The sequence below is a fragment of the Lentzea albidocapillata genome (assembly GCF_000719115.1).
Lineage (GTDB): Bacteria > Actinomycetota > Actinomycetes > Mycobacteriales > Pseudonocardiaceae > Lentzea > Lentzea albidocapillata.
This window is the reverse complement of sequence record NZ_JOEA01000005.1, coordinates 332,319-351,223: the sequence shown is the minus strand read 5'-3', so window position 1 is coordinate 351,223 and position 18,905 is coordinate 332,319. Positions and strand designations below refer to the sequence as shown.

General features: G+C 69.9%; 20 protein-coding genes and 1 pseudogene. 16 read left to right on the top strand and 5 right to left on the bottom strand.

Annotated features, from left to right (window positions below; genetic code table 11):
• Positions 1–48 precede the first annotated feature (48 nt).
• On the bottom strand, positions 49–183 hold the full coding sequence (locus tag IG04_RS48585; RefSeq protein ID WP_256334524.1) for a hypothetical protein: 135 nt from the start codon (positions 181–183) through the stop codon (positions 49–51).
• Positions 184–450: 267 nt separating this feature from the next.
• Between IG04_RS48585 and IG04_RS0108410 the strand changes: the two genes are divergently transcribed.
• From IG04_RS0108410 to IG04_RS0108380, 7 genes are all read left to right on the top strand, one after another.
• Positions 451–1,434 (top strand): ribose-phosphate diphosphokinase, encoded by a 984-nt coding sequence (locus IG04_RS0108410; RefSeq protein WP_030475985.1) that lies wholly within the window; start codon positions 451–453, stop codon positions 1,432–1,434.
• 39 nt (positions 1,435–1,473) lie between these two features.
• Positions 1,474–2,190, top strand: coding sequence for a DUF427 domain-containing protein (locus IG04_RS0108405; protein ID WP_030475984.1), 717 nt, complete (start codon positions 1,474–1,476; stop codon positions 2,188–2,190).
• A 73-nt stretch (positions 2,191–2,263) separates the two neighbouring features.
• The gene (locus IG04_RS0108400; protein WP_030475983.1) at positions 2,264–2,887 is read left to right on the top strand and encodes a TetR/AcrR family transcriptional regulator; all 624 of its coding nucleotides are present in this window, start codon (positions 2,264–2,266) and stop codon (positions 2,885–2,887) included.
• Positions 2,884–4,437: an MDR family MFS transporter gene (locus tag IG04_RS0108395; RefSeq protein ID WP_030475982.1), complete on the top strand. Its 1,554-nt coding sequence runs from the start codon at positions 2,884–2,886 to the stop codon at positions 4,435–4,437. Before IG04_RS0108400 ends, IG04_RS0108395 begins: the two co-directional genes overlap by 4 nt.
• A gap of 91 nt (positions 4,438–4,528) precedes the next feature.
• Positions 4,529–5,740, top strand: coding sequence for a serine hydrolase domain-containing protein (locus IG04_RS0108390; protein WP_051769256.1), 1,212 nt, complete (start codon positions 4,529–4,531; stop codon positions 5,738–5,740).
• A complete protein-coding gene (locus IG04_RS42380) occupies positions 5,737–6,600 on the top strand; it encodes a sensor histidine kinase (protein WP_036014161.1) in 864 nt (287 codons plus the stop codon). Before IG04_RS0108390 ends, IG04_RS42380 begins: the two co-directional genes overlap by 4 nt.
• Complete coding sequence (locus IG04_RS0108380; RefSeq protein WP_030475979.1) at positions 6,597–7,232, top strand: response regulator; 636 nt, start codon at positions 6,597–6,599, stop codon at positions 7,230–7,232. Before IG04_RS42380 ends, IG04_RS0108380 begins: the two co-directional genes overlap by 4 nt.
• Here the strand turns inward: IG04_RS0108380 and IG04_RS0108375 are convergent.
• Positions 7,229–8,674, bottom strand: coding sequence for an aldehyde dehydrogenase family protein (locus IG04_RS0108375; RefSeq protein ID WP_211257705.1), 1,446 nt, complete (start codon positions 8,672–8,674; stop codon positions 7,229–7,231). The genes IG04_RS0108380 and IG04_RS0108375 overlap by 4 nt on opposite strands.
• 30 nt (positions 8,675–8,704) lie before the next feature.
• The gene (locus tag IG04_RS0108370) at positions 8,705–9,466 is read right to left on the bottom strand and encodes an IclR family transcriptional regulator (RefSeq protein WP_030475977.1); all 762 of its coding nucleotides are present in this window, start codon (positions 9,464–9,466) and stop codon (positions 8,705–8,707) included.
• Positions 9,467–9,545: 79 nt separating this feature from the next.
• On the opposite strand from IG04_RS0108370, the gene IG04_RS0108365 reads away from it, so the two are divergent.
• The 6 genes and pseudogenes from IG04_RS0108365 (at position 9,546) to IG04_RS45075 (ending at position 14,273) form a co-directional block, all read left to right on the top strand.
• Positions 9,546–11,942: an ATP-binding protein gene (locus IG04_RS0108365; RefSeq protein ID WP_030475976.1), complete on the top strand. Its 2,397-nt coding sequence runs from the start codon at positions 9,546–9,548 to the stop codon at positions 11,940–11,942.
• Positions 11,939–12,676 carry a phosphotransferase gene (locus IG04_RS0108360; protein WP_030475975.1) on the top strand — a complete coding sequence of 246 codons (738 nt, stop codon included), beginning with the start codon at positions 11,939–11,941 and terminating at the stop codon, positions 12,674–12,676. Before IG04_RS0108365 ends, IG04_RS0108360 begins: the two co-directional genes overlap by 4 nt.
• Positions 12,677–12,699: 23 nt before the next feature.
• Positions 12,700–12,852, top strand: coding sequence for a hypothetical protein (locus IG04_RS47125; protein WP_169745987.1), 153 nt, complete (start codon positions 12,700–12,702; stop codon positions 12,850–12,852).
• A gap of 16 nt (positions 12,853–12,868) precedes the next feature.
• Positions 12,869–13,045, top strand: a complete 177-nt coding sequence (locus IG04_RS46350; RefSeq protein ID WP_157512882.1) for a hypothetical protein — start codon at positions 12,869–12,871, stop codon at positions 13,043–13,045.
• Between the two features lie 22 nt (positions 13,046–13,067).
• A complete protein-coding gene (locus IG04_RS0108345; protein WP_030475974.1) occupies positions 13,068–14,063 on the top strand; it encodes a YdcF family protein in 996 nt (331 codons plus the stop codon).
• Between the two features lie 4 nt (positions 14,064–14,067).
• A pseudogene (locus IG04_RS45075) lies at positions 14,068–14,273 on the top strand (DUF4396 domain-containing protein).
• Positions 14,274–14,279: 6 nt separating this feature from the next.
• Here the strand turns inward: IG04_RS45075 and IG04_RS0108335 are convergent.
• Positions 14,280–14,726 carry a hypothetical protein gene (locus IG04_RS0108335; RefSeq protein WP_030475973.1) on the bottom strand — a complete coding sequence of 149 codons (447 nt, stop codon included), beginning with the start codon at positions 14,724–14,726 and terminating at the stop codon, positions 14,280–14,282.
• A 182-nt stretch (positions 14,727–14,908) separates the two neighbouring features.
• Between IG04_RS0108335 and IG04_RS0108330 the strand changes: the two genes are divergently transcribed.
• From IG04_RS0108330 to IG04_RS0108320, 3 genes are read left to right on the top strand one after another with little or no spacing between them, the layout of a single operon-like run.
• Complete coding sequence (locus IG04_RS0108330; protein ID WP_245815863.1) at positions 14,909–17,203, top strand: glycosyl hydrolase family 18 protein; 2,295 nt, start codon at positions 14,909–14,911, stop codon at positions 17,201–17,203.
• A gap of 37 nt (positions 17,204–17,240) precedes the next feature.
• On the top strand, positions 17,241–17,675 hold the full coding sequence (locus IG04_RS0108325) for a helix-turn-helix transcriptional regulator (RefSeq protein WP_030475971.1): 435 nt from the start codon (positions 17,241–17,243) through the stop codon (positions 17,673–17,675).
• A 10-nt stretch (positions 17,676–17,685) separates the two neighbouring features.
• Positions 17,686–18,108, top strand: a complete 423-nt coding sequence (locus IG04_RS0108320; protein WP_030475970.1) for a VOC family protein — start codon at positions 17,686–17,688, stop codon at positions 18,106–18,108.
• Here IG04_RS0108320 and IG04_RS0108315 read toward each other — a convergent pair.
• Entirely contained in the window at positions 18,095–18,847 is a 753-nt protein-coding gene (locus IG04_RS0108315; RefSeq protein ID WP_036014159.1) for an MBL fold metallo-hydrolase, read from the bottom strand. The genes IG04_RS0108320 and IG04_RS0108315 overlap by 14 nt on opposite strands.
• Positions 18,848–18,905 lie beyond the last annotated feature (58 nt).

Here is an 18,905-nt window from a genome sequence, read left to right as displayed (position 1 = left end):
GGCGTCGACCGCCGAAAGTCGTGACCGGCCAGTTGGGACGCGCCGCGCTCAGTCGGGGCGTCGATGCTTTTGGCGAACTCCCAGATGATCGGCGATCTGGTCGTGGATGGGCGTGCCCATCACGACCGGGTTCGCCGGCGGGGTTTGCGGTGTTGTCGCAGGTGTGTCCTGGCTGTCAGGCATGAAGGGAGAGTAAGGATGGTCATTGACACCTCACGGACTCTGATCAAGGAATCACCAGGGTCATACCCCAAGAGGTGACCCCGGTTCCCCCGATCTATACCCAGCGTGGGACCACGGTCCTGCTACGAGCCCCCCTGTGGGTGCCCTCGATCGAGTTAACGCGCGTTGCCCCGCAACGTGGAATCTCAGCGGACGGACGCGCGGTTGCGTGATCTCGCGGCCATGCTGAACGATCGGTCCGAGGCCGGACGAGCGTGGAGCGTGACGATGGTCAGCGGCAAGCCGGGCATCGCCAAGCGGCAGCTCATCCTGCTCACCGGCAGGGCGCACCCGGAGCTGGCCGAGGCCGTGGCCAAGTACCTGGGCGCCGCCATCACCCCGCAGGCCGCCTACGACTTCGCGAACGGCGAGATCTTCGTCCGCTTCGAGGAGTCGGTGCGTGGCGCGGACGCGTTCGTCATGCAGAGCCACAGCGCGCCCGTCAACGACTGGCTGATGGAGCAGCTGCTCATGGTGGACGCGCTGAAACGCGCCTCTGCCAAGCGCATCACCGCGGTCATGCCGTCCTATCCGTACGCGCGCCAGGACCGCAAGTACGCCGGCCGCGAACCCGTGTCCGCTCGCCTGATCGCGGACATGTTCAGGACCGCCGGTGCCGACCGGATCGTCACGGTCGACCTGCACACCGCGCAGGCCCAGGGCTTCTTCGACGGCCCGGTCGATCACCTGCACGCGATGTGGCTGCTCTGCGACCACGTCGGCAGCCGCTACCGGGGCGAGGACCTCACGATCGTCTCGCCGGACGCCGGCCGCACCAGGCTCGCCGAGAAGTGGGCCGACCTGCTCGGCGGCTGCCCGATCGCGTTCATCCACAAGACGCGCGACCCGTTGCGCCCCAACGAGGTCGTGGCCAACCGCGTCGTCGGTGACGTCGAGGGCCGCACCTGCGTCGTGGTCGACGACATGATCGACACGGCACTGACGAGCACGACGGCGGCCCGGCAGCTGCTGGAGCAGGGCGCGAAGGACGTCGTCCTCGTGGCGACGCACGGAGTGTTGTCCGGCGACGCCCACGACCGGCTCATCGCGAGCAAGGCACGCGAGGTGATCCTCACCGACACCCTGCCGATCCCGCCCGGGAAGCGGTTCCCCGGCCTGACGGTGCTGAGTATCGCGCCGCTGCTGGCGCGGGCGATCCAGGAGGTGTTCGAGGACGGCTCGGTGACGAGTCTCTTCGACGGCAACGCGTAGCCGGGAAGCCCGCACGCCCGTCCTGTGTTGACATGTGACATGGGCGACTTGCGAGTGGAGACCTCGGCGAAGCGGGTCCGTGCGTACTTCGGTGGCGAACTGGTCGCGGACGCGACCGCGCCGCGCCTGGTCTGGGAGGTTCCGCACTACCCGGCCTACTACCTGCCCCTGTCCTCGGTCCGCGCCGAACTGAAGGCGACGGGGGAGACCAGGGGCGACGGCGTGGTCCACGACGTCGTCACGCCCGGTGGCACGGCCTCGGGCGCGGCGTTGACGTACCCGGACTCGGCGCTGCTGAGGGACCTCGTCCGGTTCGAGTTCTCGGCGATGGACGAGTGGCTCGAAGAAGACGAGCCGATCTACGTCCACCCGCGCGACCCGTACAAGCGGGTCGACGTCCTGAGCAGCTCACGGCACGTGCGGATCGCACTGGACGGGGTGACGCTGGCGGCGTCGTCCCAGCCTCGGATCCTGTTCGAGACAAGCCTTCCGCCGCGCTTCTATCTGCCGTTGAGCGACGTCCGGTTCGATCTGCTCAGGCCTTCGGACACGCAGACGCAGTGCCCGTACAAGGGCACCGCCACGTACTGGTCGGCCGAGGTGAACGGTGTGACCCACGACGACCTCGTCTGGATCTACCGGTCGCCTCTGCCCGAGAGCCAGAAAATCGCTGGAATGGCGTGCTTCTTCACTGAGAAGGTCGACCTCTTCCTCGACGGCGAGCTCCAGGAGAAGCCGAAGAGTCCCTGGTCATAGCTACCGTGAACGAGTCCTAGTTCACACACTGCAAAGTTGCAGTGACTGCAAAACGATCCTGTACTCTTGCCTCGTGAACCAGCCGGGGGAGAGCCTGCGCGACCGCAAGAAGCGCCGCACCCGTGCCGCGCTCGAGCGGGCGACCGTGCGTCTCGCCGCCGAGAGGGGCTACGACCACGTCACCGTGGAGGAGATCGCCGCCGAGGCCGACGTCTCGGTGCGCACGTTCTTCAACTACTTCGCGAGCAAGGACGAGGCGCTCATCGGCGCGGACCCCGAGGCGGGCCCGCGCATGGCCGAGCGGATCCTCGCCTTCCCCGGCACCGTCACGCCGTTCGAGGCGTACCGGTCGTCGGTGCTCGCGGAGATCACGGACGAGCTGAACAACGCCCGCGACCTGTGGCTGCTGCGCAAGGAAGTCCTGATGCAGCGGCCGGACCTGCTGGTCCGCGCGTTCACGAACAGCGCGGAGTCCGAGCAGTTGCTGGCGGACGCGGTGGCACAGCGGGCAGGGCTGCCCGAGTCCCACGCGTACCCACGGCTGCTGGTCGCCGCCGGAAGCGCCGCGTTCCGTTGTGCGGTGACGCGCTGGGCCCGCGACGACAGCGTCTCGCTGGGCGAGCTCGTCGACGAGGCACTCGACCTGTTCGGCACGGGGCTGGCTCACACACCAGGTCGTCACGAAGGGGGATCATGAGCATCGAGGCAGAACCGACACCGGTCCACAGCAAACGCGAAGTCGTCCAGGCCATGTGGGGCCTGATGCTCGGCATGTTCGTGGCCATCCTCGCCGGCACCGTCGTGTCGAACGCGCTGCCGCGCATCGTCGCCGAGCTGAAGGGCTCGCAGTCGATCTTCGCGTGGATCGTGACGGCCGAGCTGCTCGCGATGACCGCGACCGTGCCGTTGTGGGGCAAGCTCGCCGACCTCTACAGCCGCAAGCTGCTGATCCAGGCGTCGCTGAGCCTGTTCGTCGTCGGCTCGCTGATCGCGGGCTTCTCGCAGAACGTCGAGATGCTCATCGTCAGCCGTGTCGTGCAGGGTCTGGGCGCCGGTGGCGTCACGGCGCTCGCGACGATCGTGATGGCCGCGATGATCCCGCCGCGTGAGCTCGGCAAGTACTCCGGCATGTTCGGCGCGGTGTTCGGCGTCGGTACCGTCGCGGGCCCGCTGATCGGCGGCGTCATGGTCGACACCTCGTGGCTCGGCTGGCGCTGGTGCTTCTTCATCGGCATCCCGTTCACCCTCGCCGCGATCTACATGCTGCAGCGCACGCTGCGCCTCCCGGTCGTGCGCAACGAGAAGACGAAGATCGACTACCTGGGCGCGTTCCTGATCGTGTCCGGTGTCTCGACGCTGCTGATCTGGTCGTCGCTGGCCGGGCAGAAGTTCGAGTGGGCGTCGGGCTGGACCGCCGGTCTGGTGTCGCTGGGCGTGTTGCTGCTCGTGGCCGCCGTCCGTGTCGAGGCCACCGCGCACGACCCGATCGTGCCGCTGTCGATCTTCCGCAATCGCACCGTCTCGCTGACGACCATCGCGAGCGCCCTGGTCGGCATCGCGATGTTCGGCGGCACTGTCTTCCTCTCGCAGTACTTCCAGCTCTCGCTCGGCAAGACGCCGACCCAGGCCGGACTGCTGGGCCTGCCGCTGATCTTCGGGCTGCTCATCTCGTCCACGGTGGCCGGTCAGCTGATCACGAAGTTCGGCAGGTGGAAGGCGTTCCTGGTCGCCGGTGGCGTGTTCATGGTCGGCGGCATGCTGCTGCTGTCCACGATCACCGCGCAGACCACGGTGTTCATGGTGTCCGTGCACATGTTCGTGCTCGGCGTCGGCGTCGGCCTGATGATGCAGAACCTGGTGCTGGCGGCGCAGAACGACGTGCCGGCCAAGGACCTCGGCGCCACCACGTCCACGCTGACGTTCTTCCGCTCGCTGGGCGGCGCGATCGGCGTCTCGGCGCTGGGTGCCGTGCTGGCCGGCAAGGTCTCGTCGCTCGCGGACGAGAAGTTCGTCGCGATGGGCGGTGCCACCGGCGGTGAGAACGCGGTACCCGACATCTCGGTGCTGCCTCCGGAGATCAAGGCCGTGGTCGCCGAGATCTACGCGACGGCGACCGCGGAGATCTTCCTGGTGGGCGCGCCGTTCGCGGTGCTGGCGCTGCTCGCGGTGGCGTTCATCAAGGAGAAGCCGCTCAAGGAGACGAGCGGTGACGACCGCCTGGCGGCGGAGATGGCCGCGGGTCACTGATCTGCTGGGAGCGGACCCCTGACTTTCGTCCGGGGTCCGCTCTGTCTTTCGGGCCGGGTTTCTCCACGCCCTGATCCTTACGTTCTCTCTCATGAACATCTGGGGTGCAGCGCTCACGCTGCTGGTGTCCACGTACATGGGGGAGGCGTCGTATCCGGGCGTCGCGGTCGCGATCACCAAGGGGGACCAGGTGATCGCGGTCCAGGGCTTCGGGCACGACTCGGCCGGTGCCCCGATGACCGAGAACACGAAGATGGCGATCGCGTCGGTCAGCAAGTCGTTCACGGCGCTGGCGGTCCGGCAGCTCGCCGATGCCGGCAAGATCGACCTCGACCGGCCGGTGTTCGACTCCCGTGTCACGCCGCGGCAGCTGCTCGCGCACAAGTCGGGGATCAGCGACCGGACGTTGCCGGAGAAGAGCCTGTCACAGCCCGAGAACGCGGCGGGAGCGGTGGAACGGGCTCGGGAGGCGCTGCGGGAAGCCGTGCCCGACAACGAGTTCCGCTACACCAACACCAACTACCACCTGCTCGCCCGGCTGGTCGAGCAGGCTTCGGGCGAGAACTTCAACGCGTACCTGAAGAAGCACGTCTTCGAGCCGCTCGGCATGCGGGACACGATCGCGATCGACGTGACGCCGCGCGATCTGCCGCCGGACTACCGCAAGGGGTACGGCTACGCCTACGGCTTCTCGGTGCCGCTGACCGAACCGGACCGGTTCGTCACGGGGTCCGACGGGGTGATCACCACGGCCGCGGACATGGGGAAGTGGCTGGCCGCGCAGCGGACACTGGCACCTGAGGACGGGATGGGCTGGGAGGCCGATCAGCAGGGACGGCTGCGGCACGGCGGGATCTGGTTCACGAGCACGGCCGGGCAGCTGCTGACGTCGTCGGGCTACGGCATCGCGGTGATGGCCAACAGCGGGATCACGCTCGGCAACGAGGGCACGTACGGGCTGGAGAACGGGATCGCCGGCGTCCTCGACGGCAAGACGCCGCCGGAGCCGGAGTCGTACCGGCTGCTGATCGATCTCGTGCTGGCGGGACTCACGCTGTTGTCGATCGGCTTGGGGATTCGCGCGTTGCGGCGGCCCCGCAGGTTCCACAAGGCGTGGCAGGTGTTCAGGTTCGTGCCGCTGGGCGTGCTGCTGGCGTTGCCCACGCTGCTCGGGCTGCTGTACGGCGGCGGGCGCGACATCACGTTCGGCCAACTGGCGCACTATTCGCTGCCGCTTGTGGTGTGGTTGGGCGTGTCCAGTGCGATGAACCTGGCTCTGGCGGTCGTGAGGTGGGTGCGATGAGGGTCGTGGCGCTCGGGGCCTGCGTGGCCGTCGCGTTCGGCATGTCGTTCTTCATGGAGGACAACGTGCCGCCGTGGACGATCGTGGTGTGCGCGGGGCTGTTCGTCGCCGCCTTCCTGCTCGGCAGGAGGATGGCGCCCGGCTGGCCCGCGATCATGTTCGCCGCGGCGGGTTTCATCGGGTTCACCCAGCTGATCGTCGTCGGGCTGGCGGTGGCGCTGCCGTGGTTCCTCGGCCGCGTCGCGGGGCAGCAGGCCGCGTTGGCCGCCGCCGAGGTGGAGGCCGCTCACCTGCGCGAACGCACCCGGATCGCGCACGAGGTCCATGACACGCTGGGCCACGAGCTCAGCCTGCTGGCCCTGCAGGCGGGCGCGCTGGAGCTGAACCTGCCCGCCGAGCACCAGGCGGCCGCGGCCCAGCTCCGGGTGACCGCCTCCGACGCCACGGAACGGCTGTCGGCGCTGGTGTTCCTGCTGCGCGACGGCGAACCGCCCGCGGTGGCCGACCTGCGGGACCTCGTGGACCGCGCCGCGGCGTCCGGGATGCGGGTCGAGTTCACAGTGGAGGGTGACCTGCCGTCCACTGTGGAACGCACCGTGCACCGCGTGGTGCAGGAAGCGCTGACGAACGCCGCCAAGCACGCGCCGAAGTCCGTCGTGGAGGTGAAGGTGACGTCGGGGGAGGGCAGCACCGTGGTGGAGGTGGCCAACGAGGCCGGGCTGCGCCGGGGCGCGGGCAGCCGGCTGGGGCTCATCGCGTTGCGGGAACGGGTCCGGATCGCCGGCGGTACGCTCAGGGTCAGCCGCGACGAGGGCCGGTTCGAGCTGGTCGCGACGGTGCCGCACACGGGGGAGCTGTGATCCGGGTTCTGCTCGCGGACGACGAGGCGCTGGTGCGCGCGGGGGTGCGATCCATCCTCGGCGCCGATGCCGAACTCGAGGTCGTCGCGGAGGCCGCGGACGGCCGTGAGGCGATCGACCTGGCGTTGAGGCACCGGCCCGACGTCGTGCTGATGGACATCCGGATGCCCCGCCTCGACGGCCTGGAGGCGGCGCGCGAACTGGCGCGTCTCGGGTTCGGCGTGGCGATGCTGACGACGTTCAACGACGACGGCTACCTCGAACGAGCCCTGGACGGCGGTGCACGCGGATTCCTGCTGAAGTCAGGAGATCCGCGTGAGCTGATCGCCGGTGTGCACGCGCTCGCGTCCGGCGGCGCCTACCTGGCGCCCAAGGTGGCGGCCAGGATGATCACGCGGTTCCGCGGCGGGCGGGTCGGGCAGGCGCGGTCGCGGGTGGAGACGCTGACCGCGCGGGAACGCGACGTGCTGGCGTTGCTGGGCGAGGGGTTGTCGAACGCGCAGATCGCCCGGCGCCTCGATCTCGTCGAAGGCACCGTGAAGGGGCACGTGAGCGCGATCCTGAGCCGCCTGGGCGCGGAGAACCGCGTCCAGGCGGCCATCGTGGCCCACGAGGCGGGCCTGATCGTTTAGAACGGGAAGTGGCCGTGCTCGCCGGCGATCGTCACCCAGCGCGTCGCGGAGAAGGCTTCGATACCCCAGCGGCCGCCGAACCTGCCGTACCCGCTGGACTTCACGCCACCGAACGGCGCCTGCGGCTCGTCGTCCACCGTCTGGTTGCCGACGTGCACGATGCCAGTGCGGATGCGTTGCGCGAGCCCGAGTCCGCGCCGCGAGTCCTCGGTGAGGATGCCCGCGGTGAGGCCGTGCTCGGTGTCGTTCGCGATCGCCACGGCCTCGTCGTCGTCGGCGACGGGCACGACGATGACGGCCGGTCCGAAGATCTCCTCCTGGAACACGCGCATCTGCGGCGTGACGCCGTCGAGCACGGTCGCGCCGCCGTTGCCGCCCGCACGGACGGTGGCGCCGTTCGCGACCGCGTCCTCCACCAGTGCGGCGACGCGCGCGGCCGCTCGCGGGTTGATCACGGGGCCGATCACGGTGCCGGGATCGGCGGGGTCGCCGTGCGGCAGCGAACCGACCTTGGCCGCGAGCTTCGCGGTGAACTCCTCGGCCACGGCCCGGTGCACCAGGATGCGGTCGGTCGACATGCAGATCTGGCCCGCGTTGTGGAACGCGCCGAACGTCGCCGCGTTCACCGCGTGGTCGAGGTCGGCGTCATCGAGCACCAGCAACGAGTTCTTGCCGCCGAGCTCCAGCACGGCGGGCTTGAGGTGTTGCGCGGCAAGGGTTCCGACGATCCGGCCGACCTCGGTGGAACCGGTGAAGTTCACGGCGCGCACACGGGAGTCGGTGATCAGCGCCTCGGCGACCGCGGCGGCGTCCTCCGGGGCGTTCGTCACGACGTTGAGCACACCTGCCGGCAGTCCGGCCTCGCGCAGCACGTCGGCGATCAGCAGCCCCGCCGCGATCGGCGCGTCCTCACTGGGCTTGAGCACGACGGTGTTCCCGGCGGCGATGGGCGCGGCCACGGCCCGCGTGCTCAGGATGACCGGCGCGTTCCACGGCGCGAACGCCGCGATGACCCCGAGCGGCTCCCGCACGGCGAGCGACAGCTGACCGGGCACCTCCGTCGTCAGCACCTCGCCGACGGGCTGGGTGACCGCCGCGGCCGCCTCGCGCAGGACGTTCGCCGCGAGCATGACGTTGAACCCGGCCCACCCGCCGACGCCGCCGACCTCGGCGGCCATCAGGGCGACGACCTCGGCAGTCCTGGCCTCCAGCCCGTCCGCGGCCCGCAGCAGGATTCCGCGTTTGACGGACGGCGACGTCGCCGCCCACCCGGCGAACGCCTGCTCGGCGGCGTCGACGGCCCGCGTGACGTCCGCGGGCCCGGCCGCCGCGACGACGGCGTAGACCTCGCCGGTGAAGGGGTCGAGGTCGTCGGTGGTGCGGCCGTCCAGCGCCGGAACGCTGTCGCCGCCGATGAGGAGCTCACGTTTTTCGCTTGCCACGGTCAGGGATTCAAGCGGCAGACCACCTGATCATCCAAGTCCTGCTTCCGATGGATGGAAACCGGGTTCCAGCATCCGGGCGATCCCGCGAGCCGCCACCTGCAACGCCGCGACCAGCCGCGCCCGCACATTGCGCAGGTCGGGCACCACGATCCCCAGCGCCGCCACGACCTGCCCGTCCACTTCGATCGGCACCCCCACACTGCACGCCCCGAGCGTCATCTCCTCGAACGTCTGCGCGTACCCGTCCCGCCGAACCCGGTGCAACTGGGCCCGCATCCGCCCAGGTTCCGTGACCGTGAACGCCGTGATGCGCGTCAGCCCGTGCGTGAGTACCTGCTCCTGCACCTCCTTCGGAGCGTGCGCGAGCAACACCTTCCCGACCCCGGTCGCGTGCAACGGCAACCGGCTCCCGGTGGTGCTCACGATCGGCACCGACGCATGCCCGGAGACCCGGTCGAGGTACAGCACCTCGGTCCCCTCCCGCACGGCCAGGTGCACCACGGCGCGCGTCGCCGCGTGGATGTCGTGCAGGAACGGCTCCGCGACCCGGCTCAGGTCCACCTCACCGGCGGCCAGCAGCCCGAGCCGCCAGATCCGCCTGCCGATCACGTACTCACCGGAGTCCAGCCGCCGCAGCGCGCCCCACGCCGCCAGTTCCGCGAGCAGCCGGTGCGTGGTGCTGATCGGCAGCCCGCTGCGCCGCGCGATGTCGCTCAGCGTCTGGCGGCGGTGCCGGCTGTCGAAGGTGCCGAGCAGCGACAGCAGCTTGGAGGAGACGGTGGCGGCCACCCCGGGGATTCTGCCCGGTCCGTTCCAGCCCAGCAGGTGAGGCGCACCCAGGCCACCTCGGAGCCCTAGTATCGGCCGGGTGGCCGTGACACCCGAGGGAAAACTGCGTGCCCTGCACCGGGCACTGGCCGCACATCCCGGCGAGCCGGTGCTGTTCGCCGACCTGATCCGCGAGGTCTGGGGCGGGCAGCCGCCCTCTGGCCCGCTGCCCGCACTCCGCAGCCTGGTGAAACGGCTGCGCCGCTCCATCCCGGACGAGATCGTCACGGACGCTTCGGGCTACCGGCTCAAGGTGCGCACGCCCGGTCCGTGCCAGCTGCCCGCCGACCTCCCGGACTTCGTCGGCCGCGAGCCCGAGCTGGCGCGTCTCGAACGCCTGCCCGGTGTCACGATCACCGGCGCGCCCGGTGTCGGCAAGACCGCGCTGGCCGTGCGGCTCGCGCATCGGTTGCGGGAGCGGTACTTCGACGGCCAGCTGTACGTGAACCTGCGTGGGTTCGCCTCGGGACCGCCGGTCACCGCGCAGCAGGCGCTCAGCGGGTTCCTGCGCGCACTCGGCGTGCCGCAGACCGCCATCCCGCTCGACCTGGAGGCCCAGACCGAGCTGTACCAGCAGAAGCTCGACGGCAAGAGGGTGCTGGTCGTGCTCGACAACGCCGTCGAGGACCTGGTCGAACCGCTGCTGCCGCGCGGGCCCGGCTGCCTGGCGATCGTCACGAGCCGCCACGACCTGCCCGGCCAGCTGCGGCTCGACGTGCTCGCCGACGACGACGCGCACGAGCTGCTGACCCGCATGGGTGTTCAGGGCACGCCCGAGGAACGTGCCGAGCTCGTCCGGCTCTGCGCGCACCTGCCGCTCGCGTTGCGCATCGCCGGGGCGAACGTGGCGCACGGCCACATCGAGGACTACCTGGCCGAGCTGCGCGGCGATCGGCTCGACGTGCTGGAGATCGACGGCGACGCGGCCGTGCGGGCCACGTTCGAGCTGTCGTACCGGGCGTTGAGTGACGAGGCGAAGCGCGTGTTCCGGCGGCTCGGCCTGCCGCCGGGCGCGGACACCGGGCTTGGCGCCACCACCGCGCTCGCGGGCCGTGATCCCGGGCCGCAGCTCGGCGAACTCGTGAACGCCGGGCTCGTCGACCACGTCGGCGTTCGCTATCAGCTGCACGACCTCATCAGGCTGTTCGCCGCCGACGCGGCGGACGACGACGATCGAGCCGGCCTGCTGGACATGTACGCGTGGTACCTCAGGACGGCCTACAACGCGATCTCGAAGGTCGTGCCCGAGACGAGCCTCCTGACCCGGCCGGACCTGGACGGGCCGAGCCTCGCGTTCGGCGAACGGGCCGAGGCGGCGGCGTGGCTGGAGGAGGAACACGCCAACCTGGTGGCGCAGGTGGTCGCGGCACCGTCGCCGTACGCGCAGCAACTGGCCGACGTCCTGCGGATCTACCTGCACGTCGGCCGGTTCGAGATCGACAAGGCCATGGTGTTCCACGCCGGGCTGCGCACCGCACGGGCGGCCGGCGACCTGGAAGGGCAGTGCGCCGCGCTGTACGGGCTCGGCATGTCCGCGTGGAGCCGCAGCGAGTACGGCGACGCGCTGGACCAGTTCGCGCAGGCACTGGAGTACGCCCGGACGCCGTTCGCGATGGCGGCGATCAGGAACGGCATGGGGATCGCGCACCTCGAGTCGGGCGACACCCGCCGGGCAGAGGAGTGCTTCGCCGAGGCCCTGCGACTGCGCCGGGAGATCGGCGACGACCACGGCGCCATCGGCACGCTGATGAACCTCGGCATCACCCACGGCACCCGTGGCGACCTGCGCAAGGCTGCCCAGAACTTTCAGGAGGTCGCGGACCTCAGCCGGCGGCTCGGGCTGTTCAACCAGACCGCGATCACCCTGGACAACCTGTCCGTGGCCTACTTCGAGCTGGGTGAGCTGGACCAGGCGCTCGCGACCAGCGTCGAGTCGGTGCGGCTGCACGCCGACCAGGACCAGCAGCGAGCACTCGCCAACGCGCTGGGCAGTCTCGCCCGCATCCACGCCGAACGCGGCGAGATCGCCGAGGGCCTGGCGGCGGCGGAAAGGTGCTTCGAGGTCGCGAGGGACGCCGAGCACCCCAAGGCGCGCGTCGACTGCCTGATCGCGATGGCCGTGCTGGAACCGGCGGGCGCGAAGCAGCACGCGGCGGACGCGGTCGACCTCGGACGCAAGATCGGCTACGGGCCGGGGGTGATCACCGCGTCCATCCTGCTCGCCCGCGCCACCGGGTCGGCCGAGCTGATCGACGAGGTGCTCGGCACCATCGAGGAGACCGACAGCCTCATGGACCAGTCCCGCGCGTTGCTCGTCCGCGCGGAGATCACCGGGTCCGTCCACACGGCACAGGAGGCGCTCTCCGCCGCCGAGCGGCGCGGTCAGGGGAAAGTCGCTTCGGACGCACGGGAGTTGCTGGTAACACTGGGCGGGTGACGTACCTCGGTGAAGGCTGGGACAGCACGGCCGTCCTGGTCGGCGGGCGCTGGGTGGAACGGCGGCCGCGCCGTCCGGAGATCGGGCCGCAGCTCCTGCGCGAGTCCGTGGTCATGCCGTGGCTCGCGCCCCTGCTGCCGCTGCCCGTCCCGGTGCCCGTGATCGTGTCCGAGGCACCGGTGGTCGTGCGGCACGAACTGGTACCGGGCGAGGAGCAGCACGCGCTCAACGCCGTCCAGGGCCGTCAGCTGGGCGAGTTCCTGCGCGCCCTGCACGCCGCTCCCGTCGCCGAGGCCGTCGAACGAGGCGCCGGCCCGCGGCGGCTGCCGATCGCACGCTTCCGGGCCGAGGTGCGCGTACCCGGCGGTGAGGAGCTGCTCGCCCGGCTCGACGGCCTGCCCGCCGACACGCTCGTCCACGGCGACCTCGGCCCCGAGCACGTGCTGGGCCGTGACGGCGCGCTGACCGGCGTGATCGACTTCGGCGACCTGCACGTCGGCGACGCCGCCATCGACCTCGCGTGGGCACTGCACTCGACGTCACCCGAGTTCGCCGGCGCGCTCGCCGAGGCCTACGGCGTCACGCGCGAACTGCGGGAACGAGCCCTGATCTGGCACCGCCTCGGGCCGTGGCACGAGGTCCTGTACGGCAACGACATCGGCGATCCGGAGGTAGTGGAGGTTGGGCTGGCTGGAGTACGGGACCGGCTCGGAGTCGGGGTAACCCACGGCTGACAGCCACCGCCGAGGAGGACGAGATGCCCTGGGTTCGCCGGCACCGCCGCAGCGCCCCGTACAGCTGGTTCCGCACCACGACGGTCCGCAGCCACTACCGCAGGCCGCAGGGGTCCAGGTGGATCCCGATCGTCGCCGTGATCGCCGTGATCGTGCTGCTCATCGCTCTGTTCTGAGGGTAGGGTCGGATGCATGGGACAGTTGGGCGAGTTGTTCCCCGGCCCCAAGGTCCGCCGCGAGGCGACGGACGCGGGCACGGGTGAGGACTACGAGGAGACCGGACCGCTCGACCTCACGGCGGGCGCGATCCGCCTGAGGCCGCGGCCGAAGCCGGCCCCGCAGCCCGAGAGCACCGACAGCACCGAGTGATCATCGGTACTACCCTTGCCCGGTGCTAGCCGGGCTGCTCTTCCTCATCCCCGCCACGTTCTTCTTCGTCGGCGTGCTCCGCGACCGCCGGAGGCTGAGCAACGCCGTGTGGCTCGGCATCGCGCTGGTGATGCTGCTCCTGCTGCTGGCGGAGGCCGGGCGGGACAACCCGTTGCTGAGCCTGCCGCTGGTCCTCGCGTTCATGCTGGCGGTGCTGGGCCTGCTGCTGCTCCCGCTCGCGTTGCTGGCCAACGGCATGGTCATGCTCCGCCGCGAGGGCCGCTCGCTGGGCAACCTGTTGTCGTTGCTCGCGGGCCTCGCCCTGCTCGGCGAGATGGTCTACTTCGGGTGGGGCATCACCCAGCCCAACGACTGGATCCGCGGCTCCGCGTTCGGGTTGTTCCTGGTGTCCGCGTACATCGCGTTCCTGTTCGTGAGCCTGCTGCTGTACTCGGTGATCTACGGCCGCACCGGCCGCCGCCACGGGTTCGACGGCATCGTCGTGCTCGGCGCCGGCCTGATCGGGGACCGCGTGCCCCGGCTGCTGGCGAACCGGCTCGACCGCGGGCTGCGGCTCTACCACCGCGAACGCGAGGCCGGCCGGTCACCGGTGATCGTGGTGTCGGGCGGGCAGGGCTCGGACGAGCAGGTGTCGGAGGCGTTCGCCATGAGCCGGTACCTGCTCGAACGCGGCGTGCCGGAGGACGACGTCGTCCTGGAGGACCAGGCGACCACGACCGAGGAGAACCTCCGCTACAGCAAGGCTTTGCTCGCCGAGCGGGGCCTCAACGGCCGGGTCGTCGCGGTCACGAACAACTACCACGTGTTCCGCACCGCCGTGCTCTCCCACAAGCAGGGCCTGCGGTTGCAGGTGATCGGCGCGCCGACGGCCTGGTACTTCGTGCCCAGCGCGTTCCTGCGGGAGTTCGTGGCGCTCCTGCTGCGCAACCCCGTCGTGCACGGCCTGGCGTGCGCCTTGCTGATGGCCGGCGGGCTCGCGCTGACCCAGATCGGCTAGCCGGCTGCACTGCCTCACCGGCTGCGCGATCGGCGAGGTGCTCGGCATGGTCATCGGCACGGCGCTGGGCCGAGCAACCTGGCCACGATCGCGCTGGCCGTGGCGCTCGCGTTCTCGCCGGCCGTCGCGTTCGTGGTGACGGTGCCGGTGAACCGCTGGATGATCGCGCGCGGCAAGGGCCACGCCGTGGTCCACCAGCACCACCACTGACCGGGCTCAGGCGCGGGTGAAGCGCATGACCCAGTTCGGTTCCCAGGTCTCGCCGCCGTCGTAGGAGAACTGCTGCTCCCAGACGGGTTCGTCGCCGGTCGTCCAGTCGAACCGCACCTTCACCGCGTGCCCGCCGACCTCGTCGTCGCCGAAGAACACCCCGTGCCCGTCGGTGAACCGGCCCTCCAGCGGCGGGTCGAGGTGACCGGGTGCGCGGGTGGAGGCCCACCAGATCCGCCAGACGTCGGCGGCGGGGTCGTACTGGCGCAGGGTCATGCCCTCCCAGTCGCCCGCGAAGAAGCTGTCGATGACGGCGGCGCCGCCCAGCAGTGGTCTGGCCTCGGCCGATGCCTCGAACTCGGTCCACTCGGTGCCGCGCCCGATGATGTCGGCGATCTTGCGGTTGTCCACCCGCCACCGTCCGTGCAGGAAGTCGAAGTCGTGTGAGCTCATGTCACGGGAGCTTCGCGGCAAACCCTGACAGACGTTGTCAGTGACCTAAACATTGACTCAAAGGTCTGGACCATTTTACGGTTCCTGGCAGTGGCCGCCGCCCTAGCCAGGAGGTCCTTCCCTTGCGACTGCTCGCCAGAGTGGTCCCGGTGCTAGCACTGCTAGCCGGGACCGTGATAGCCGTGACCAACGCACCGTCCGCAGCCGCAGCCCATGAGGACTGCCGGCCGGACGGGCTGTACAAGACGCCGGGCGTCGAGGTGCCGTACTGCACCGTCTACGACACCGCCGGCCGCGAGACCATGGGGGACAAGTCCAGACGCGTCATCGGGTACTTCACCAGCTGGCGGACCGGCAAGAACGGTCAGCCCGGGTACCTCGCCAAGGACATCCCCTGGAACAAGGTCACGCACCTGAACTACGCGTTCGCGCACATCGACGCCCAGAACAAGATCTCGGTCGGCGCGAACAACGCGAACAACTCGTCCATCGGCATGGAGTGGCCGGGTGTCGCCGGCGCCGAGATGGACCCGTCCCTGCCCTACAAGGGGCACTTCAACCAGCTCACGAAGCTCAAGAAGCAGAACCCGAACGTCAAGACGCTGATCTCGGTCGGCGGCTGGGCGGAGACCGGCGGCTTCTTCAACGCCGACGGCACGCGCTACGCGTCGGGCGGCTTCTACAAGCTCGGCCAGAACCAGGCCGCGATCGACACGTTCGCCGACAGCACCGTCGCTTTCCTGCGCCAGTACGGCTTCAACGGCGCTGACATCGACTACGAGTACGCGACGTCGAACAACCACGCCGGCAACCCGGACGACTTCTGGATCTCCAACGCCAACCGCGGCACGCTGTGGGCCGGCTACCAGGCGATCATGAAGACGCTGCGCGAGAAGCTCGACCGCGCCGGTGCCGCCGACGGCAAGCACTACCTGCTGACCGCCGCCGTGCCCGCCTCCGGCTGGCTGCTGCGCGGCCAGGAGGCGTACCAGGTCGTCAAGTACCTCGACTACCTCAACGTCATGAGCTACGACCTGCACGGCTCGTGGAACCAGTTCGTCGGCCCGAACGCCGCGCTCTACGACGACGGCAAGGACGGCGAGCTCTCGGCCGGTGGCGTGTACACGGCGCCGCAGTACGAAGGCATGGGCTACCTCAACACCGACTGGTCCTACCACTACTACCGCGGTGCCATGCAGGCCGGACGCATCAACATCGGCGTGCCGTTCTACTCGCGCGGCTGGCAGGGCGTCACCGGCGGCACGAACGGCCTGTGGGGCAAAGCCCCGCTGCCGAACCAGTCGCAGTGCCCGCCCGGCACCGGTTCGTCGGTCGGCTCGACCACGCCGTGCGGCAACGGCGCGGCCGGCGTCGACAACCTCTGGCACGACGTCACGGCGGGCGGCGCCGAGGTTCCGTCCGGTGTGAACCCGTTGTGGCACACCAAGAACCTGGAAGCCAAGATCACCGGCTCCTATGGCTCCCAGTACGGCCTCGACCCGGTCAACGACCCGGCCGACCGCATCACCGGCACCTACACGCCGTACTACGACTCGACGCTGAAGTCGCCGTGGCTGTGGAACAACGACAAGAAGGTGTTCCTCTCCACCGAGACCGAGCAGTCGATGGCGGAGAAGGCCAAGTACGTCAAGGACAAGGGCCTCGGCGGCATCATGATCTGGGAGCTCGCCGGCGACTACCGGTTCGACTCCGCGAAGAACGAGTACTTCATCGGTGACACCCTGCTGTCGACCATCAACACCGGCCTGAACGGCGCCGCGCCCTACGGCAACCTGAAGGCCTCGACGCAGCAGACCCAGTCCCTCGCGGTCGACGTGGACGTCCACGGCTTCGCGCTGGGCGACAACAACTACCCGATCACGCCGAAGATCAAGTTCACGAACCGCTCGACCGTCACCATCCCCGGTGGTACGAAGATCGCGTTCGACTACGGCACCAGCGCGCCGGGCAGCATGGGCGACCAGTCGGGCTTCGGCCTGAAGGTCGTCTCGAAGGGACACAGCGGACCCAACATCGGCGGCCTGAAGGGCGACTTCCAGAAGGCGGAGCTCACGCTGCCGTCGTGGCAGTCGCTCGCTCCGGGCGCGTCGATCGAGGTGACCGTCAGCTACCAGCTGCCGATCTCGACGCCGTCGAACTTCGTGTTCACGTTCGGCGGTCAGTCGTACGCGATCAGCGCGGACCACCCGCGCATCGGCGGCGGCAACCCGCCGACCTCCACCACCACGTCCACGACCACCTCGACCACGACGACCACCACGACGACGACCACGACCACCACCACGACGAAGCCGCCGACGTGCGCGCTGCCCGCGTGGGAGGCCGGCAAGGTCTACACCGGTGGCAACGAGGTGTCGCACAAGGGCCGCAAGTGGCGGGCCCAGTGGTGGACGACCAACGAGGAGCCCGGAACCACGGGTGAGTGGGGCGTCTGGCGCGACCAGGGTGCCTGTTAGTCCCTCCTGATCCGGGCGCGGGTCTTAGGCTGTCCTCGTGACCGCCCAAGACCCGCGCCTGCAGGAGCTCGTCCTGCTACGCAAGGTCCGCGACCGGATCGACCGCGAGTACCGGCAGCCGCTCGACGTCGCGGCGCTGGCCCGCGGCGTGCACCTGTCCGCGGGCCACCTCTCGCGTGCGTTCCGCGCGGCCTTCGGCGAGTCGCCCTACAGCTATCTGATGACCCGCCGCATCGAGCGGGCCATGACGTTGCTGCGCCGGGGCGACATGTCCGTCACCGACGTGTGCTTCGAGGTCGGCTGCACGTCGCTCGGCACGTTCAGCACCCGCTTCTCCGAGCTGGTCGGCATGTCCCCGAGCCAGTACCGCAAGGTCGCCGCCACCGACGGTCAGGGCATCCCGAACTGCCTGGCCAAGGCCGTGATGAGGCCGATCAGGAATCGAGAAGCGGCGGCCGGTCCGTCCGATTAGGTTGACCGCCATGTCAGTCATCATCGCCTCGGCGTTCCTGCCGGCAGACGACCCCGAGAAGTCCCTCGGCTTTTTCCGCGACGCACTCGGCTTCGAGGTCCGCCAGGACGTCGGGCAGGGCACCATGCGCTGGATCACCGTAGGGCCGCCCGGCCAGCCGCAGACCGGAATCGTGCTGCACCCGCCCGCCGCCGACCCCGGCGTGAGCGACGAGGAGCGCCGCACGATCGCCGTCCTCATGGCGAAGGGCGTCTACACCGCCATCTCGCTGGCTTCCCAGGACCTGCAGGGCACGTTCGACCGCGCCAGGGCGTGGGTCGAGAAGGAGGGCGTGGGCGAGGTGCTGCAGGAGCCCGAGGACCAGCCGTGGGGCGTGCGCGACTGTTCGTTCCGCGACCCGGCCGGCAACCTGGTCCGCATCAACCAACTCTGAACGTGGTGCCCGGCTCGGCGTAGTCGACTGAGCCACTGAAACGGGCCGAGGCACGGGTGACCGCTTCCTGCGGGGCCAGGAAGCGGCCCACGTGCGTGATGACCAACCTCCGTGCCTGCGCCGCGGCGGCGGTGTCACCCGCGTCCTCCGGCGTGTGGTGGACCATGTCCGGCGTCTTCTCCGTGCTCTCGGACTCGCACAGCAACAGGTCGGTGCCGTTCGCCAGCTCGGTGAGCCTCGGGCACGGCGCGGTGTCGCCGGAGTACGTCAGCGACACACCTCCCGCCTCGATCCGCACGCCGAACGCCGGGATGGCGTGCTCGACGGCCGCTGTCGTCATCCGCATCGAGCCGACCGCCGCCTGAAGGCCGTCGCGCAGTTCGATCACCTCGAACGCGTCCTCGATCGGGCTGCGCACCGGGCCGTTGGTGAGGAAGCCTGCCAGGCGGTCGGCGATGCCGGGCGGACCGTACAGCGGGACCGGGTCGCGCGAGACGTCCGCGAACAGCAGGGCGTAGTAGGCGGTCAACAGGTCCGCGCTGTGGTCGGCGTGCAGGTGCGAGATCCAGATCGCGTCCAGGTCCTCCAGCCGCGTGTGCCGTTGCAACGGACCGAGCGTGCCGGTGCCGGCGTCCATCCACACGCGAGTGTCATCGTGCGACACCAGGTAACCCGAGCACGGGTTGTCCGTGCTCGGGTATGGCGTCGCGCACCCGAGCACCGTCAGGCTGAGGTCCATCGGTTCACCGTAGATCAACGCGCGCGTACCGGCGCAAAACGTCTGGCGGGTACCGTGA

Excerpts from the sequence above, each read along its gene's own strand:
- IG04_RS0108315 (WP_036014159.1), bottom strand. The coding sequence starts at position 18,847 with ATGGACCTCAGCCTGACGGTGCTCGGGTGCGCGACGCCATACCCGAGC.
- IG04_RS47125 (WP_169745987.1), top strand. The coding sequence starts at position 12,700 with ATGCCCTGGGTTCGCCGGCACCGCCGCAGCGCCCCGTACAGCTGGTTC.
- IG04_RS0108395 (WP_030475982.1), top strand. The coding sequence starts at position 2,884 with ATGAGCATCGAGGCAGAACCGACACCGGTCCACAGCAAACGCGAAGTC.
- IG04_RS0108410 (WP_030475985.1), top strand. The coding sequence starts at position 451 with ATGGTCAGCGGCAAGCCGGGCATCGCCAAGCGGCAGCTCATCCTGCTC.
- IG04_RS0108335 (WP_030475973.1), bottom strand. The coding sequence starts at position 14,726 with ATGAGCTCACACGACTTCGACTTCCTGCACGGACGGTGGCGGGTGGAC.
- IG04_RS0108390 (WP_051769256.1), top strand. The coding sequence starts at position 4,529 with ATGAACATCTGGGGTGCAGCGCTCACGCTGCTGGTGTCCACGTACATG.
- IG04_RS48585 (WP_256334524.1), bottom strand. The coding sequence starts at position 183 with ATGCCTGACAGCCAGGACACACCTGCGACAACACCGCAAACCCCGCCG.
- IG04_RS42380 (WP_036014161.1), top strand. The coding sequence starts at position 5,737 with ATGAGGGTCGTGGCGCTCGGGGCCTGCGTGGCCGTCGCGTTCGGCATG.
- IG04_RS0108320 (WP_030475970.1), top strand. The coding sequence starts at position 17,686 with ATGTCAGTCATCATCGCCTCGGCGTTCCTGCCGGCAGACGACCCCGAG.
- IG04_RS46350 (WP_157512882.1), top strand. The coding sequence starts at position 12,869 with ATGGGACAGTTGGGCGAGTTGTTCCCCGGCCCCAAGGTCCGCCGCGAG.
- IG04_RS0108405 (WP_030475984.1), top strand. The coding sequence starts at position 1,474 with ATGGGCGACTTGCGAGTGGAGACCTCGGCGAAGCGGGTCCGTGCGTAC.